Below are 17,496 nucleotides of genomic sequence, written 5' to 3' on the forward strand. Positions count from 1 at the left end.
AAGTTGCGTGGTAGCGTCACCGGCGATCAGTTCGAAGATATGCCTGCGCGGACGCGTCACCTACCGGTGATTCCGGCGTCCGGCACTGCTCTGCCGGAAGCATTTGCGGCCTCACCAGGCCAGTTGTGCGGGGGAGACGTTCTCGTGGATCAAGCTGCCGCCATAGACCCGATCTTGGATCTGGCCCGTCCGGAGCTCTTGCGGGACCCATATCCCGCATATGCCCGATTGCGTGAAAACAGTCCTGCTTTCTGGCATGAACTGCTCGGCTCCTGGGTGTTGACACGGCATTCCGATTGCCTTTCGGTCCTCACCGACAGCGCCCGGTTCGCCTCCGATTGGAGACGCGCCGGTGAGGACATCCCGGCTCCGCTTCTGAGCGTCCAGACCCTCGATCCGCCCGAGCACACCGCCATTCGCCACCTGCTCCTCGACGGCTTCCGGGCCCAGGACCGGCAGGCCCTGCACGCCGCGATGGACCGGTGGGCCGGCGAGCTGCTCGCCGAGCTGGCCGGGCGACCGTCCTTCGACTTCGTCGGGGAACTGGCCGAGCCCCTCGCGCTCCGCTTCATCACCGCCTTCCTCGGCGTGGACGCCCCGGACCCGGCCTGGTTCGTCCCGATGTCCCGTACCGTCGTCGACGGCATGGACGCCGGGCTGTGGCCCGAGAAGCACGAACCCGCCGTCGCCGCGCGGGCCCGGCTCGCCGAGTACGCGGGCGGCTGGCTCGCGGACCCGCCCAAGGACGGCCTCATCGGCTACGTGGCCGCACACGCGGAATCCGCCGGCGTGGACCGGTCGGTGCTGCGCAACAGCCTGCGCGTCGTACTCCACGCGGGCTACGAATCCGCCTCCCGGCTGCTCGGCAACGCGGCCGCGGCCCTGCTGACGTACCCCGGGGCGCTCGCGGCGTTCCGTACGGCGCCCCTGGCGGCGGCCGTCGACGAACTCATCCGCTACGACGCACCCGTCCAGGCCGACGCCCGGGTCTGCGTCACGGAGACCGAACTGGCGGGCGTCACCATCCGGGTGGGCGATCCGGTGACGCTGTTCCTCGGAGCGGCCCATCACGACCCGCTCCGCTTCGCCCACCCCACCGAGCTGCGACTCGACCGCGCCCCGAACCCGCACCTGGGGTTCGGCCGCGGGGCCCACGCCTGTCTGGGCGCGTCCCTGGCGATCCGGCTGGCCGGATCGGTCTTCACGGCCCTGGCCAGGGACTATCCCGACGCGCGGGCGGTCGCGGAACCAGCACACCGGAGCAATCTGACCCTGCGCGGTCTCGACCGCTTCGAGGTCACCTTGCGTCCTCACACGGGGGAGGAGGAACTGTCATGAAGTACTGGCACTGATCCTGAGGGAGCGCGGTGCCCGCCTCACGGGCGGGCACCGCGCTCGGCATCAGGCGTCAGGCATCGGTCATCGGCATCCGGCATCCGGCATCCGCCCGCAGGGATCAGCCGGCGGCCTGCCAGACCGTGGTGATGTTGCAGAACTCGCGGATGCCGTGCCCTGACAGCTCCCGGCCGTATCCCGAGCGCTTGACGCCTCCGAACGGCAGCGCGGGATGCGAGGCGGTCATGCCGTTGAAGAAGATCCCGCCGGCCTGGAGGTCCTGGACGAACCGCGCCACGTCCTCGTCGCTGCGCGTCCACACGTTCGAACTGAGCCCGAACGGCGTGTGGTTGGCGCGCTCCACCGCCTCGTCCAGGCTCGCCACCCGGTACAGCGTCGCCACCGGGCCGAAGGTCTCCTCCTGGTCGATGCGCATGTCCGCCGAGATGTCCGCGAGGACGGTCGGCTCGTAGAACCAGCCCCGTTCCCGCCCCGGCGGGCGCCGCCCGCCGCACAGCACGGTCGCCCCGCCGCGCACCGCGTCCTCGACCAGCTCCTCCAGATCGGCCCGGCCCTGCTCGGTGGCGAGCGGCCCGACCTCGGTGGACTCCAGCAGCGGGTCCCCGACGCTGAGCGCCGCCATGCCGGCGGCGAACCGCTCCGCGAACGCGTCGTACACGTCGGTGTGCACGATGAACCGCTTGGCGGCGATACAGGACTGCCCGTTGTTCTGGACCCGCGCGGTGATGGCCGTCTTGACGGCCTTGTCGATGTCGGCGGAGGGCATCACGACGAAGGGGTCGCTGCCGCCCAGCTCCAGCACCGTCTTCTTGACCTCGTCGCCCGCGACCGACGCCACGGCCCGCCCGGCCGGCTCGCTGCCCGTCAGCGTCGCCGCCGAGACCCGGGGATCGCGCAGCACCGCCTCCACCGCGCCCGATCCGATCAGGAGGGTCTGGAAGCAGCCGTGCGGGTAGCCCGCCCGTTCGAAGAGCTCGCCCAGGTAGACCGCCGTCTGCGGGACGTTGGAGGCGTGTTTGAGCAGGCCGACGTTGCCCGCCATCAGGGCGGGCGCGGCGAACCGCATGACCTGCCAGAGGGGGAAGTTCCACGGCATCACGGCGAGGACCACGCCGAGCGGACGGTAGACGGCCCGGACGGCGGAGGCGCCACTGTCGCTGACGTCGGCGGCGGCGGGCCGCTCGTCGGCCAGCAGGGCCTCGGCCTGATCGGCGTACCAGCGCATCGCCTTCACGCATTTGGCGGCCTCGGCCCGGGCGGCCGCCAGCGGCTTGCCCATCTCGATGGTCATCGTCCGCGCGATGTCCTCGTTGTCCGCCTCCAGGAGGTCGGCGGCCCGCTTCAGCAGCGTCATCCGCTCGGCGAAGCCCGTCGAGCGGTACGAGCCGAAGGCCCGCGCGGCGTCGGCGAGACACCGCTCGATGTCGTCGGCGCCCAGGGCGTCGAAGGTGCGTACCGTCTCACCCGTCGCGGGGTTCACCGTGGCGATGGCCATCGTCGCGTCCTCCTCTTCGTGGCTGCGCAGCCTCCTCGACCCTGCCCCCTGGGGCCGGGCCGCGCAACGCGACGGCCGCCGCCCCGCCGGCGCGGAAGCGGACGGGGGCCTGGAAGCGGGCGCGCCGGGCCGCCCGCCGGAAAGTGGTCAGGACCGCCGGGCCCGCCAGGGTGACGCAGACGAAGTTGGTGACGGCGCGCCCGGTGTCCCAGCCCAGCGAGGTGGCGAGGTCGAAGGCCAGGTACCGGTGCCACTGCTCGGTGAAGGGCAGCCCGGGCAGATAGGCGATGGAGCTGTTCGGGTCCACGGAGAACGGCCAGAAGGACAGGTTCAGCAGGAAACCGAAGAGGTAGCCGGAGAGAGACCCGTACACGGCGAGCATCAGGACCTCGCGGCGGCCGGTGGCCCTCGGCAGCAGCCCCGCGAGCATGCCGACGAAGGCGCAGCCGAACATCTGGTACGGCATCCACGGCCCGACCCCGCCCGTGATCAGGGCGGACGCGAACAGGGACGTACAGCCGAGGGTGAAGCCGAAACCGGGACCGAAGACCCGGCCCGCCAGGACCAGCACGAAGAACACCGTCTCGATCCCGGCGGTGCCCGCGCCGAGCGGCCGCAGCGCCGCGTTGACCGCCGACAGCACCCCGAGCATGGCGAGCGCCTTGGAGTTGATGCCGCCCTCGGCGATCTCGGAGATCACCACGCACAGGACGAGCGCCAGCAGGACGCCGAAGATGAGCGGCGGCGCGTAGTTCGAACCGAACTTGCCGGGGGCGACGACGAAGGGCCAGAAGAAGGCGACCAGACCGAGGAAGGCCGCCATGGCGATCACCACGGCGGCGCGCGGCCTGATCCGGATGGCCGCGGCCGCCCGGGCGGGCAGGTCGGGCAGCGAAGGCAGCGAAGGGAGCGAGGGCGGGGAGCTCACGGGGTGTCCTCCCGCTGCGGGAGGACGGCCGCCACGTGGTCCACCGTGAGGTACGGCAGCGGGGCCAGGATCTTGGCGGCCTGCGGCGCGAAGACGGGGGAGGCGACGATGACCTCGGTCGTCGGGCCGTCGGCGACGATGTCGCCCTCCGCCATGACGACGACCCGGTCCGCCGCCCGGGCCACGAACTCGACGTCGTGCGTGGAGATCACCACGGCCCGCCCCTGCGCGGCGAGATCGTCGACGATCCGGATCAGCCGGCTCTTCGCCCGGTAGTCGAGCCCGCGCGTGGGCTCGTCCAGGAGCAGGATCCCGGGCGCGGCGGACAGCTGGATGGCCAGGACCAGGGCCAGCTTCTGCCCCTCGGACAGGTCGCGCGGGTGCGTCGCGTCGTCGATGCCCGGGGTCAGCCGGTCGAGGATCTCCCGGGCGGTGGGCGCGTCCGAGCCCACCGAGGACTCCGCGTCGGCCTGGTCGAGTTCCTGCTTGACGCTCTCCAGGTAGAGCAGGTCCGTGGGTGTCTGCGGAACCAGCCCTACGAGCTGCCGCGCCTCGGCGGCCGACAGGTCCCGGGGGTCCCGCGCGGCCCGCGCCGGATCGGCGCCGCCGGGCGTCACCCGCACCGTCCCGGCCTTGCGCGGGCCGGAGCCCTGGAGCGCCCACAGCAGCGAGGACTTGCCCGAGCCGTTGCGCCCCATCAGGGCGGTGACCTCCCCGGCCCGCAGCTCCAGGTCCACCTCGCGGACGGCCGGGACGCCGTGGTAGCTCACCGTCACCCCGCGGGCGGTGAGCAGGGCCGCCCCGGCCGCCTTCGGACGGGCCCGCACCGGCGGCGGGGTGATGCCGGTGAGCCGGGTCCGCAGCGGGGCGGCCGCGCGGCGGGCGTCGCGGATGGAGAGCGGGAGCGGATCCCAGCCCGCCAGCCGGCCCAGCTCCACGACCGGCGGCGCGATGGACGAGGTACGGAAGACCTCGGCGGGCGGGCCGGAGACGACCCGGCCGTCGCCGGGCAGGTGGATGACCCGGTCGGCGTACTGGACCACCCGCTCCAGGCGGTGCTCGGCGAGCAGCACGGTGACGCCGAGGTCGTGCACGAGCCGGGTGACGGCGGCCAGCACCTCCTCCGCCGCGGTCGGGTCGAGCGCGGAGGTCGGCTCGTCCAGGACCAGCACGCGCGGGTGCGCGGTGAGGACGGAGCCGATCGCCACGCGCTGCTGCTGGCCGCCGGAGAGCTCGTGCAGGGCGCGGTGGCGCAGATCGGCCAGGCCCAGCAGGTCGAGGGTCTCCTCGACGCGCTTGCGCATCACGGCCGGGGCAACCGCCAACTGCTCCATCGCGTAGGCGAGTTCCTCCTCGACGGTGTCGGTGACGAAGCCGTCCAGCGGATCCTGGCCCACCACGCCCACGACATCGGCCAGTTCGCGGGGCGGGTGCTCGGCGGTGTCCCGGCCGTCGACGATGACGCGGCCGAACAGGGTTCCGCCGGTGAAGTGCGGCACGAGGCCGTTGACGGCGCCCAGCAGGGTGGACTTGCCGACACCGGTGTGGCCGACGACCAGGCACAACTCGCCCTCGTCCACGGTCAGGTCGACGTCTTGCAGGACCGGCTCGGCCGCGTCGTCGTACCGCACGCTGACCTGGTCGAAGGTGATCACTTGGGTTCCTCGGTGCGCTGTGCCGGGACGGCCCGGGCGGGTGGGGCCGGCGGTGGCGCCAGGAACCCGGCCGCACCGGCGAGCAGGATCGCGGCCGCCGGCACCAGCGGCAGGGCCGGCCAGCTGAGCGGATAGATGGACGGGTTCAACTCGGCCGCGTTGAAACCCACGTTGGCGAAGAGCAGCACGGCCGAGAGCACCCCGCACCCGGCGACGGCCCACTCGGCGCCCCGCCACGGATCGGGCCGGTACGTCGTCCGCGTGATCCGGCGCCCGCCGAGGCGCAGCCCGGCCACGCACAGCGCCGACCCGGCCGCCAGCGCGGGCAGCCCCAGCAGCTTCGGCGCCGTCGCGTCGAGCAGCCCGTACGCCCCGGCGCACAGCCCGCACATGCCGGACAGCATCAGCGCGCCGGTCAGCCGCCGCGAGCGGCGGGTCGCGGTCCCGGCGCGGCCGTAGCCCCGGGAGTCCATGGCGGCGGCCAGCCGCAGCGAGCGCTCCAGGGCGTCTTCCAGGACCGGGACGACGATGCCCCGCAGTGCCCGCAGCCCCTTCGTCCGCCCGGCGCGCAGCCGGCGGGCCTTCACCACGCGCTGCACGCTCTGCACCAGTTGCGGCGCGACGCTGATCGAGACCGTGACCGCGACCCCGAGCTCGTACAGCGCCCCGGGCAGCACCCGCAGCGCCCGCTTCGGGTTGGCCAGGGTGTTGGCGGCGCCGATGCAGCACAGCATGCAGGCCAGGCGCAGCCCGTCGGTGGCGGCCGACAGCAGTGCCTCCAGCGAGACCGGGCCACCGAGCTGGATGCCCGCGTACCAGTCGGGCGTCGGGATGTGCGGCAGCGAGAACAGGAAGTGGTCGCGCGGGGTGACGCCGGTGGCGAAGACGGCCCGGAAGAGCACCCGGATCGTCACCACCGTGAGCGCCAGGTAGAGGTAGTACTTGAAACCCCGGGCCCACGGGGCCTCGGTGCGCCGCACGGTGACGACGTAGCCGAGCACCGCGAGGACGAGGAAGAGCAGCAGCGGGTTGTTGGTGCGGCTGACGGCGGTGGCGAGGGCGAGCGCCCAGATCCACCACGCCACCGGGTGCAGGGTGCGGGGGAGCCGGCGGCCGCCCCCGCTTAGGGCGGCGGGCGCCGGTGGGATGGTGCGCGGCACGGCGCCTACTCCTGCGTACGCCGGCGGCGCCTGGCCGCGTACACCGCGGCGGCGCCGATCAGCAGCACCAGGGCCGCGGTGGCGACGGCGGGCAGGTACGAGCCCACGTCGTGCTCCGCGTCGGCGGCGGGGGCGGCGTCGACGACCTGCGGCGCGGAGCCGGGCGCGGCCGCGGCGGGCACGCCGGCCGAGGGCGTGGCCGACGGGGCGGGCGAGGCGCTCTCCGAGACGGACGCGGAGGGCGACGGGCTCTCCGGCGCCGACGCGGAGGCCGACGCGGATGCCGGCGGGGCCGACGTCGGACCGGCAGGCCGGGGCTTCTCCGGCGCGGGCCCGGTGTTGACGTCCGGCGGCAGGGGCGTCGCCGTGCGGGTGTCCTGGGGCTGGGGCTCGCCGGCGGGCCGGGCGTTGTGGGCGCGCAGCTGGTCCGGGGTGAGCGTCGGGCGGCCCTGGGTCCCCTCGACGTCCGTGCCGCCGAAGATCCACAGGTCGACGCTGCCGGGCTTCGGCTTGTAGAGCATCGCGCCGAGCTGGCTGTACTCCCAGGTGTTCTGGCCGGGGTTCGCGTGCCAGTACGACCAGTAGGCGGAGGCCGGCGGGGTCAGGACGCAGTCGTCCTGGTCCGGGGTCGGGTACTGCCTGCCGCCCTGGTGCCCGCTGTAGCCGATCCGGCAGATGAAGGCCGGGCCGTCGTGGCCGGTGCCGGTGGTGGCCCAGCCGCCCTGGTTGAGGAGTTCGTAGCCGGTGGTGGGCGTCGTACCGCAGGAGCGGTAGACGGGCCCGCCCCAGTGGCTGAAGTCCACGGCGAGGACGACCCCGGAGCCGGTGGTGCACTGCCCGATCGGCCGCGGCGCCGCCCCGGCGGGGCCGGTGGTCGCGAACAGCGCGGCCACCGTCAGGCCGAGGGCCGCGGCCGTACGCGCGAAGGCGCGCGGGACACGAGAGCTCATCGCCCGCCACCCGCCCGCGTACGACGTCGCGCGGCGGTGACCACGAGCCAGCCGGCCAGTACGATTCCGGCCGCGGCGCCCGCGAGCCCGGCGGCCTGCAGCCCGGTGGAGGCCAGCTTCCCGCCGGCCCCACCGTCCCCGCCGGACGCGTCGCCCGGGGTGACGATGACGGGCTTGGACGCCGAGGAGCTGGGAACCGGCTGCGGGGTGGTGCCCGTCAGGCTCCGGGTGAGGGTGCCGAAGGAGATGCCGGTGGCGCCGCCGAGGGCCTGGGTGGAGGCGCGGACGTCGGAGCCCGGCTGGCCGCCCTTGGTGACGTTGAAGCCGCCGTCGGCGTTCTGCTGACTCGCCAGGAACGTGCGGGCCTTGGCGATCTGCGCGCCGTACTTGGGGGCGTCCAGCGACAGTCCCTGGATGGCGAGGGCCGCGGAGTTGACGGAGTTGCCCGAGGCGCCCTGGAAGCCGCCGTCCTCCTTCTGCTGCGCCGCGAGCCAGACCAGGGCCTTGTCCACGGCCGCCTGCGAGTCGGCGTCGGGCAGCAGGTCCACGGTCATGGCGGCCATGGCGGTGGAGTCGACCTCGGGGTCGCTGGGCTCGCCGATCAGGCTGACCCAGCCGCCCGAGGGGGTCTGGAGGCTCTTGAGGTAGGCGACCGGCTCGGCCGCGGCGGCCGTCTCCCCCGCGCGGACCTGGGCCATGACGCCGAGCGACTGCTTGAAGACGGAGGTGGCGTAGGTGTAGTTGCCCTTGGCCGCGCACTGCTGGCGGGTCGTGGTCTTGGCGGCGCAGGTGCCCTCGGCGAGCGCGGCGATCAGGTCCCGGCCGCCGAAGTCGCGCGGGTTGCGGCCGACGGTCTCGGCGAGCACGGCCGCCTTGCCGATGGAGCCGCCGCTCGCGTACTTCGTGCCGACGAGGGTCCAGTCGTGCAGGCCGCGGTTCTTGCCGTCCTTGCCGCCCTTGTCGAGGAAGTCGACGACATTGCGCAGCGCGGCGTTGTCCGTGCCGGTGGCCGCGAGGGCGTAGGCGCCGTCGATGGTCATCCCGTAGTCGGCGAAGTCGGTGGCGCTCTCGTAGTAGCGGCCACGGATCAGCCGGCTGGGGTGCGTGAGGTAGGCCGTGGCCTTCTTGAGGTCCGGTCCCTCGCCCGGAGGAAGCGACGGGGAGGGGCCGGTGGGCTTGGGGTCCGTCGGCTTGGGGCCCGTCGGCTTGGTTTCGCTCGGCTCGGGCTTCGGCTCGGGCTTCTTGGTCAGCGTCACCAGGTCGCTCTTGGCGCCGCCGACGACGGCCGGCGTGGTGGCGAACAGCAGCGGGTCCGTGCTGCCCTCCTCGAACGGGAAGGCGCCCTCGGGAAGTTGCTGCCGGGAGAGCCAGGAGACGCCCGCGTCGGCGTGGCCCGGATCGCCGAGCGCGCGCAGGGCCTGGGCCGCCCAGCCGGTGGCGTAGGCGCTGCCGGCCGTGCTGTACGAGACGGCGGGCCAGGCGCCGGTCGGCAGCTGGGCCTTCTTCAGCGAGGTCCGGGCCGCCTGCACGACGGCGTCGTGGCCGCCGGCCCGCTTGAGGGCCAGTGCGACGAGAGCGGTGGTGCCGGCCTCGCTCTCGCAGGTCGCGCCGGGCGCGAGCAGGGAGCTGGGGAAACCGCCGTCGTCGCACTGGAGCAGCGCCAGCCGGTTCACGGCGTCGGCCGGGGGCGTCACACCGCCGTTGAGCAGGGCGATGACGGCCATGGCCTGGCCCTCGGTCTGCCCGGTGGAGCGGAAGTCGCCCTTGGCGGCGCAGCCGGGGACGGGCTCTGGGGCGTCGGCGCCACTGGGGCAGACGTACTTCACGAGGTCACGGAGCAGGTTGCGGCCGCCGAAGGCGCGCGGGTCCTTGCCGGTGGCCTCGGCGACGAGCGCGAGCCGCGCGGCGGCGGTGGCGTCCGGGGCCTGGTCCTTGCCGGCCGGGTAGGCGTACGCCTCCGTCTGCGCGGGCGTGGCGAGGAACGCCGCGGCCTTCCGGGCCACCGGGCTCTCGCGGTCGAGAGCGGCCAGCGCGTAGACGACCTCGGTGGTGAAGAGGTGGTTCGGCGTCGTCTCGCCCTCGTTGACGACGCGTTCCCCGTCGGTCAGCTTCCCCGTGAGCCAGCGGGTGGCGGCGGGGAGGTTCACCGCGCCGGGCGGGACGTCCGGCGGCTTGGGGCCACCGGGGTCCGGCGACGGGGTGCCGCCGCCGGCCCGCACCTCGTCGGGGGAGAAGGTGGGCTTGCCGGAGGTGCCGCCGATGTCCGTGCCGCCGAACACCCAGGCGTCCACGTCACCGTCCTTCGGCGTGCGGGACATCGCGCCCAGGGGGCTGTAGGTCCAGTTCTTCTGCCCTGGCGAGGCGATCCAGTACGACCAGTAGGCGGTGGCCTGCGGGGTGAGGACGCAGTCCTCCTTGTCCGGAGTCGGGTACGGCGTGCCGGAGTTGAAGGATCCGTTGCCGATCCGGCAGATGAAGGCGGGGCCGTCGTGGACGGTGCCCTCGGTGGTGAAACCGCCCGCGTGCAGCAGCTCGTACCCGGTCGTGGGAGTCGTGTCGCAGCCCCGCTCGACCTTGCCGCCGAACGGCCCGAAATCGACGGCGACGATCGCGCCGGTGGTGGCGGTGCACCCCCCGATCGGGTCGGCCGCGGCGGGTGTCGTCCCGCTCACGAAGGCGACGCTCGCGGCGAAGGTCAGCAGCGCCGCCGACACGAGGGACAGCAGCCCCTTGCTCCCGATGCGTTGCTCTGCTTGCTCTGTGGTCCCCACCACGGCCCCTCTGTTGGCCGGGGCGGACCAGTGCGTGGCAAAAGGGCTTCCGCCGGGCACCGTGGCCAGGGGGAAACCATTCGAACCACGCCGTAGTCCGCGACGGCGCTTCTCGCTGCGAAAACCTGGCTCCAGGCATTCCGGCTCGCCCGGCGGTGCCGGGCCTACGGTTGCGGGTCAGCGCCGGATTCAGACCGGCTTCCCCTGGAGCTGAGTGCTTGTCAGTCGGAGTGGAACACGCGGCCAAAGACAGCGTCAAGGTGGTCTGCGTCTCATGGAGACCGCTTCGTTCACCGGCGCCGCGGCCGTGTTCGCGGTGGCTGGCGGACCCTTGACCACTCGGGTAGCGTCCTGGGCTGCCACATGGGGGAATCCGGTGAGAAGCCGGAGCTGACGCGCAACGGTGTGGGACGGCGGGGGCCGTCTCCGAGCCCGAATGCCCAAGCGGCGATGCAGTACAGGAAGCCGTACCACGCGTTCCGGACGGCGGCCCTCCTTCGTCAGTGCCCGGTCGCGCCCACGCGCGGCGCCGGGGTGCGGGGACCGGCCGGCGTCCGCCGATTCCAGGAGCAGGACATGTCCCGTCCCCGCACTTCCCGCCGACTCGCGCTCGCGGTGCCCGCCGCGCTCGGCGCCTTCGCCCTCACCGCGCTGCCCGCCTTCGCGACCTCGACGCCGGCGCAGATCGCCACGTCCAAGACCAACGGCGTCGCCTACCTCAAGTCCCTGCAGGCCGCCGACGGTTCCTACGCCGGGGCCGGGCTGTCCAACGAGTGGGCGTTCAGCGCCTTCGCCGCGACCGGTACCGCGGTCGTCGACGTCGCCCCCGGCGGTGACACGACGAAGAACGCCCGCACCGTCTACCGCAACCTGCTCTCCACGTCGGGCTGGCCGTCCGCCTCCCCGGTCGTCACCGACTACGAGCGCGGCACGCTGAACGCCTACGCCGCCGGCATCGACCCGGCCCGCGTCTCGGCGTCCCGCAACCTCATCGCGAACGTCTACTCCTACTGGCAGACCGCCGAGGCCGGCTACTTCGGCCCGTCCGGCAACTTCAACGGCACGGTCTTCGCGGCCCTTTCGCTCGGCGGCGCCAAGACCCAGGCCGGCGGCGCGCGGGTCCCGCAGGCGCTGACGGACTCGATGGTCACCCGGATCCGCGCCAACCAGCACGTCGACGGAGGCTGGACCTTCAGCAAGGCCGAGGGCAACCCCACCGCCCTCAACTCCGCGAGCGATGTGGACATGACCGGCGCCGCGATGGCCGCGCTCTGCGTCTCCGGCGTGCCCAACACCGACACGGACGTCGTCCAGGCCAAGGCCTTCCTCAAGAGCAAGCTGGCCGGCTCCACCGGCGCCTTCAACTCGCTCTACGGCGTCAACACCAGCTCCAACGGCTGGGGCATCGCCGGCCTGAACGCCTGCGGCATCAACCCGCAGACCGGCGACTTCCTCACCCCGCTCGGAAAGACCCCGGTCGACTTCCTGATCGCCAACCAGTACAACCCGGCGGGCGGCTTCAAGTACAAGCCGGCCGACACCACGCCGACCGCCTACGCCTCCATCGACGCGCTCCGCGCGGTCGCCGGCGGCGGCTTCACCACCGCCCCGCCCGTCCCGGTGACGCCCGGAGCCCCCCAGTGGGTCGCCCAGAGCACCTTCACGGCCGGCACCGCGACCAAGCTGGCGCTGACCGTCGACGACGGCGCCGGCAACCTCAAGGTCTGCTCGGTCGCCTTCACCCCCACCGGCACGACCACCACCCTCGGTGACGTGCTGACCGCGGCCACCGGCGCGGCCACCCCGGCGGGCTGCGTCACCAGCGTGACCCCCTCATCCGGCACCGGGGCCATCACGGCCGTCAACGGCACGGCGAACAGCGGCGGTTCGACGTGGAAGGTCAGCGTCGACGGTTCCGCCTTCGCGGGCGCCGCCCGCGAGAAGGTCATCAACGTGGGCGACACCATCGCCCTGCGCTACGGCAGCTGAGCGGACACGGCCGAGGGGCTGCGAGCCTGCACCGCACGCAGCCCCTCGGGGCACGGGGATCCCGCCGAAGGGGCGAGGATCAGAACGAGGTCCAGGTGAAGGCCACCTGGTCGCCGGGGTTCAGCTTGAACTGGCAGCCGCCGACCGGGGTGGGCGTGCCGTTGACGGAGATGTTCCAGTAGGCCGCGCCGCCGCCGCTGACGTTCTTGATCGTGTCGACGGAGAAGTCGTCGAAGGACGCGTACCAGGTGCCGTCCCAGTCGAAGTAGTTGCGCCGGGCGGCGTCGTCGAGCGCGGCGGTCGGGGTGGGGACCTTGGACGCGTTCGCGCCGCCGTTGGTGCCGTCGCACTTGTGCGTGCCGCCCGTGGCGGTGGTGACGTCGTGCCCCTTGGTTCTGACCTTCCCCTCGAACAGCAGCCCGTCGGGCCCCTGGACGGTCAGCTTCACGTTGATCGGCGTGTTCGTCGCGGGCTTGGCCTGGGCGTGCGCCACCGCGGGCGCGGTGGCGAGGGCGAGGCCGAGGGCCGCGGCGGTGACGACGGCGCGGCGGGCGAGGGTCTGGCGCATGGGGTGCCTTCCTGGAGTGGACCGCACGGTCCGGAGCCCGCGGTCCCTCCGGCCCGCGCGCGGCCGTCACCGGCCCGCTTCCCGGAGGAAACGGGCAGGGTGCGTCCGGCCAGGGGGCTGGGGGCTTCGCGCTGCAGACCATGACAGTGAGAAGCAGTGCACGTTGCACCCTGGGTACTCCGACTCACGGCGCGGATCGCGCCGTTCACGGTTGCAGGTCAGCGCCGGATTCACACCGGCTTCCCCCAGCTGCGCACGCATTCGGTTGTGGGCCCCGGTCCGAGGACCGGAGTAGACGCATCGTACCCGGCAACTCGGCCTGGCGGGGAGGCCATTGGGCGAGGGGGGTGCGGGGCGGGAGGCGGGGGTGCGGGGCAGGACGGCGGGTAGGGGTGCGACGGCACCACCCGTCGCACCCCCGCCGATACGCCGCGCCGTCGGCACCCTCAGCCCCGCCGGCGGACCGGGACCCCTCAGTCCCGGTCGTACATGTGGAACCCGCGCCCCGTCTTGCGCCCGAGCAGCCCCGCCTGCACCATCCGCTGGAGCAGCGGGGGCGGCGCGTAGAGCGGCTCCTTGAACTCCTCGTACAAGGACTCCGCGATCGCGGCCACCGTGTCCAGGCCGATCAGGTCGGCGAGCCTCAGCGGCCCCATCGGATGGGCGCAGCCCAGTACCATCCCGGCGTCGATGTCGGCGGCCGTCGCGTACCCGGACTCGGCCATCCGGACCGCCGCCAGCAGGTAGGGCACCAGCAGGGCGTTGACCACGAACCCGGACCGGTCCTGGGAGCGGATCGCGGTCTTGCCGAGGGCGTCGACGACGAAGGCCTCCGCCCGCCCGGCGGTGTCCGCCGTGGTGTGCAGCGAGGAGACGATCTCCACCAGCGGCAACACCGGCACGGGGTTGAAGAAGTGCAGCCCCACGACCCGGTCGGCGCGGCGGGTGGCCATCCCCAGCCGCATGACCGGGATGGCGGAGGTGTTGCTGGCGAGGATCGCCTCCGGGTCCTCCACGATCTTGTCGAGGGCGGTGAAGATCTCGGTCTTCACGTCCGCGTTCTCGACGACGGCCTCGATGACCAGCTGCCGGTCCGCGAGATCGTCGAGGTCGCCGGTGAACAGCAGGCGGGCCAGGGCGTCCTCGGCGGAGAGCCGGTCCAGCTTTCCGCGCTGCACCGCCCGTTCCAGCGAGACCGCGACGCGCTCCCGGGCGGCGCGGGCAGCCGCGGCGCCGGTCTCGCAGACGATGGTGTCCAGGCCGGCCCGGGCGCAGACCTCGGCGATGCCGGCGCCCATCTGGCCGCCGCCCACGACCGCGACGCGGCGGACGGGAGAGCTGACGGGAGAGCTGAGCGGGCTCATGCGCGGGCCTCCGTACGGCGGACCAGGTGACGGCTGTACGCGTCGGGGGTGAAGAAGGCCGGCAGCTCGCGGGCGAGCGCGCTCTCCTCCAGTACGGCGCGGGCCTCGGCGACCAGCGCCCCGGGCTGCTCCCGGGCCAGGGCCGCGCACTCGGCGTCGAGCAGCCCGAGCACGTCCTCGCGGCTGACGGTGCGGTGCCGCAGCCACTGCCACAGCTGCACGCGGGCGATCTCGGCGGTGGCCGCGTCCTCCATCAGCCCGTACAGGGCGACGGCCCCGCTGCCGCGCAGCCAGGCGTCGAAGTAGCGCAGCGCCACGGCGACGTTGGCGCGGACCCCTTCCGGGGTGGGCGGCCCGCTGATCCGGCGTACCGACAGCAGGTCGGACGCGTGGACCTCCACGTCCTCGCGGGTGCGCTCGATCTGGTGGGGCCGCTCGCCCAGCACCCCGTCGAACACCGTGCGGCAGACGGGGACCAGCCCGGGGTGGGCGACCCAGGAGCCGTCGAAGCCGTCCTCGGCCTCGCGCTCCTTGTCGAGCCGTACCTTGGCCAGCGCGGCCTCGTTCGCCGCCGTGTCCCTGCTCGGGACGTGGGCGGCCATCCCGCCGATGGCGTGGGCGCCCCGGCGGTGGCAGGTGCGCACGAGGAGCTCGGTGTACGCCCGCATGAACGGGGCCGTCATGGTGACCCTGGCCCGGTCGGGCAGCAGGAAGTCGGTGCGGTGGGCGAAGTTCTTGATCAGGCTGAACAGGTAGTCCCAGCGGCCCGCGTTCAGCCCCGAGGAGTGCTCGCGCAGCTCGTAGAGGATCTCCTCCATCTCGAACGCGGCGGTGATCGTCTCGATCAGGACGGTGGCCCGGACCGTGCCGCGCGGGATGCCGAGGAGCTCCTGGGCGAGCAGGAACACGTCGTTCCACAGCCGGGCCTCGTACCGGTTCTCCAGCTTGGGCAGGTAGAAGTACGGGCCGTACCCGGCGTCGATCTGGCGCTGCGCGCAGTGGAAGAAGTAGAGGCCGAAGTCGACGAGGGAGGCCGGGACCGGGTCGCCGTCGATCTCCAGGTGCTCCTCGGTGAGGTGCCAGCCGCGCGGGCGGACCACGATCGTGGCGGGGGAGTCCCCGAGCCGGTACTCCTTGCCCTCGGGGGTGGTGAAGTCGATGCGCCGCTGAATCGCATCGAGCAGGTTCAGCTGGCCGTCGATGACGTTGTCCCAGGTGGGGGACGTGGCGTCCTCGAAGTCGGCCATCCAGACCCGGGCGCCGGAGTTGAGGGCGTTGACCGTCATGCGGCGCTCCGGCGGGCCGGTGATCTCGACGCGGCGGTCGCTCAGGCCGGGGGCCGGCGGGGCGACGCGCCAGTCGGGGTCGGCGCGGACGGCCGAGGTGGCGCGGGAGAAGTCCAGGGGCGTGCCGGAGGCGAGGTTGCCCGACCGGCGGCGGCGCTCCTTGAGGAGCTCCAGACGCCGGGGCGCGAAGGCCTCGTGGAGGCGGGCGATGAAGTCCAGCGCCGGGGGAGTGAGGATCTCCTCGTGGCGCTCCCCCTGCGTTCCGAGGACCTGGACGCGGTGGGCGGTTGCGTGGGCGGGCATGCGGGTCTCCTCGAGACGGGGAGGTGAGCAGGGGGAGCGGGAGGCGGGAAGGCGGGCCGGGAGGCGGGGGCCTAGTGGAACTGCTCTTCCTCGGTGGAGCCGGCGAGCGCCGTGGTCGAGGACGCGGGGTTGACGGCGGTGGAGACCAGGTCGAAGTAGCCGGTGCCGACCTCGCGCTGGTGCTTGACGGCGGTGAAGCCGTGCTCCTGCGCGGCGAACTCGCGCTCCTGGAGGTCCACGTACGCGGTCATGCCGTGCTCGGCGTAGCCGCGCGCCAGGTCGAACATGCCGTGGTTGAGGGAGTGGAACCCGGCGAGGGTGATGAACTGGAAGCGGTAGCCCATGGCGCCGAGCTCGCGCTGGAACTTGGCGATCTGGTCGTCGTCCAGGGCCGCCTTCCAGTTGAAGGACGGGGAGCAGTTGTAGGCCAGCATCTGGTCCGGGTACCGCGCGTGGATCGCCTCGGCGAACTCGCGGGCCTGGGCCAGGTCCGGGGTGCCGGTCTCCACCCAGATCAGGTCGGCGTACGGGGCGTAGGCGAGGCCGCGGGCGATGACGGGAGCCATGCCGTTCCGCACCCGGTAGAAGCCCTCGGCGGTGCGCTCGCCGGTGACGAACTCGGCGTCGCGCTCGTCCACGTCGCTGGTCAGCAGGTTCGCGGCGAGGGCGTCCGTACGGGCGATGATCACGGTCGGGGTGTCGGCGATGTCGGCCGCGAGGCGGGCCGCGTTCAGGGTGCGGATGTGCTGCGAGGTGGGCACGAGCACCTTGCCGCCGAGGTGGCCGCACTTCTTCTCGGAGGCGAGCTGGTCCTCGTAGTGGATGCCGGCCGCGCCCGCCGCGATCATGGCCTTGGTGAGCTCGAAGGCGTTGAGCGGACCGCCGAATCCGGCCTCCGCGTCGGCGACGATGGGCGCCAGCCAGTCGGTGGTGTCGGCGCCGCCCTCGGCGGTGGCGATCTGGTCGGCGCGCAGCAGCGCGTTGTTGATCCGGCGGACCACCTGGGGCACCGAGTTGACCGGGTAGAGGCTCTGGTCGGGGTAGGTGTGCCCGGCCTGGTTGGCGTCGGCGGCGACCTGCCAGCCCGAGAGGTAGATGGCCTGCAGGCCGGCCCGGACCTGCTGGACGGCCTGGCCGCCGGTCAGCGCGCCGAGCGCGTGGACGTAGTCCCGCTCGTGCAGCTGGCGCCACAGCCGCTCGGCGCCGCGCCGGGCCAGGGTGTGCTCCTCGCGGACGCTGCCGGAGAGCCGGACCACGTCCTCGGCGGTGTACGTCCGCTCGATGCCCGCCCACCGCGCGTCATCGGCCCACCGCTGCTTCAGCTGCTCGGCCGCCGCCGTCGTGTTCGTGTCTGCCATGACCGTCACCGTCTCCATGATTCGATCGAGCTGTGCCCGCACGTCAAAGATGCGAAGCATTGGCACTCTGTGCCGTCGGATGGATCGCGACCCGCCGTCCCCGTGTGTGGAGCGAGCTGAGCAATGTTGTCGAACCACCGTCCGGAACCTGCCGAGAACACCGACATCAGGGCATGAATCGCGCCCGGTGGTTCCGTCCGTGCCGCCTGGTCCGGCGGGGCCGCAGGACGACTCTCTCAATGACACCCAGTGCCATCAATCCTGGACGCGTGCTAACTTCTGCGAATCTTTCCGCGCGGAATTGCCAAGTTTG

General features: G+C 73.1%; 12 protein-coding genes and 3 riboswitches. Of the genes, 2 read left to right on the forward strand and 10 right to left on the reverse strand.

The genetic code is table 11. From position 1 onward, the window contains the following. The first annotated feature begins 279 nt into the window (after nt 1-279). Nucleotides 280-1,338 (forward strand): cytochrome P450, encoded by a 1,059-nt coding sequence (locus tag OG982_RS27455; protein ID WP_266782358.1) that lies wholly within the window; start codon nt 280-282, stop codon nt 1,336-1,338. A 118-nt stretch (nt 1,339-1,456) separates the two neighbouring features. Here the strand turns inward: OG982_RS27455 and OG982_RS27460 are convergent, their stop codons facing one another. The 6 genes from OG982_RS27460 to OG982_RS27485 all read right to left on the reverse strand — a co-directional run bounded on the left by OG982_RS27460 (nt 1,457) and on the right by OG982_RS27485 (nt 10,315). Then, nucleotides 1,457-2,851 (reverse strand): NADP-dependent succinic semialdehyde dehydrogenase, encoded by a 1,395-nt coding sequence (locus tag OG982_RS27460; protein WP_266782356.1) that lies wholly within the window; start codon nt 2,849-2,851, stop codon nt 1,457-1,459. After that, entirely contained in the window at nt 2,817-3,674 is an 858-nt protein-coding gene (locus tag OG982_RS27465) for an ECF transporter S component (RefSeq protein ID WP_266791680.1), read from the reverse strand. The genes OG982_RS27460 and OG982_RS27465 overlap by 35 nt, the downstream gene beginning before the upstream one ends. A gap of 101 nt (nt 3,675-3,775) precedes the next feature. Beyond that, nucleotides 3,776-5,434, reverse strand: a complete 1,659-nt coding sequence (locus OG982_RS27470) for an ABC transporter ATP-binding protein (protein ID WP_266782354.1) — start codon at nt 5,432-5,434, stop codon at nt 3,776-3,778. Beyond that, nucleotides 5,431-6,594: an energy-coupling factor transporter transmembrane component T gene (locus OG982_RS27475; RefSeq protein WP_266782352.1), complete on the reverse strand. Its 1,164-nt coding sequence runs from the start codon at nt 6,592-6,594 to the stop codon at nt 5,431-5,433. Before OG982_RS27475 ends, OG982_RS27470 begins: the two co-directional genes overlap by 4 nt. Nucleotides 6,595-6,599: 5 nt before the next feature. Continuing rightward, entirely contained in the window at nt 6,600-7,544 is a 945-nt protein-coding gene (locus tag OG982_RS27480; RefSeq protein ID WP_266782350.1) for a hypothetical protein, read from the reverse strand. Continuing rightward, nucleotides 7,541-10,315, reverse strand: coding sequence for a prenyltransferase/squalene oxidase repeat-containing protein (locus OG982_RS27485; RefSeq protein WP_266782348.1), 2,775 nt, complete (start codon nt 10,313-10,315; stop codon nt 7,541-7,543). The genes OG982_RS27480 and OG982_RS27485 overlap by 4 nt, the downstream gene beginning before the upstream one ends. 134 nt (nt 10,316-10,449) lie before the next feature. Continuing rightward, a riboswitch (cobalamin riboswitch) is annotated at nt 10,450-10,519 on the reverse strand. A gap of 162 nt (nt 10,520-10,681) precedes the next feature. Beyond that, nucleotides 10,682-10,757, forward strand: a riboswitch (cobalamin riboswitch). Between the two features lie 134 nt (nt 10,758-10,891). On the opposite strand from OG982_RS27485, the gene OG982_RS27490 reads away from it, so the two are divergent. Beyond that, nucleotides 10,892-12,304 (forward strand): hypothetical protein, encoded by a 1,413-nt coding sequence (locus OG982_RS27490; protein WP_266782346.1) that lies wholly within the window; start codon nt 10,892-10,894, stop codon nt 12,302-12,304. Between the two features lie 79 nt (nt 12,305-12,383). Here OG982_RS27490 and OG982_RS27495 read toward each other — a convergent pair whose 3' ends face one another. The 4 genes from OG982_RS27495 to aceA form a co-directional block, all read right to left on the reverse strand. Further along, the gene (locus OG982_RS27495) at nt 12,384-12,872 is read right to left on the reverse strand and encodes a DUF4430 domain-containing protein (protein ID WP_266782344.1); all 489 of its coding nucleotides are present in this window, start codon (nt 12,870-12,872) and stop codon (nt 12,384-12,386) included. 172 nt (nt 12,873-13,044) lie between these two features. Then, a riboswitch (cobalamin riboswitch) is annotated at nt 13,045-13,118 on the reverse strand. Nucleotides 13,119-13,345: 227 nt separating this feature from the next. Then, on the reverse strand, nt 13,346-14,236 hold the full coding sequence (locus tag OG982_RS27500; RefSeq protein ID WP_266782342.1) for a 3-hydroxybutyryl-CoA dehydrogenase: 891 nt from the start codon (nt 14,234-14,236) through the stop codon (nt 13,346-13,348). Next, nucleotides 14,233-15,825 carry a malate synthase A gene (gene aceB, locus OG982_RS27505; protein WP_266782340.1) on the reverse strand — a complete coding sequence of 531 codons (1,593 nt, stop codon included), beginning with the start codon at nt 15,823-15,825 and terminating at the stop codon, nt 14,233-14,235. Before aceB ends, OG982_RS27500 begins: the two co-directional genes overlap by 4 nt. Nucleotides 15,826-15,896: 71 nt before the next feature. Next, nucleotides 15,897-17,183: an isocitrate lyase gene (gene aceA / locus OG982_RS27510; RefSeq protein WP_266782338.1), complete on the reverse strand. Its 1,287-nt coding sequence runs from the start codon at nt 17,181-17,183 to the stop codon at nt 15,897-15,899. Between the last annotated feature and the right edge of the window lie 313 nt (nt 17,184-17,496).

Origin of the sequence: Streptomyces sp. NBC_01551, assembly GCF_026339935.1 — a bacterium.
GTDB lineage: Bacteria > Actinomycetota > Actinomycetes > Streptomycetales > Streptomycetaceae > Streptomyces.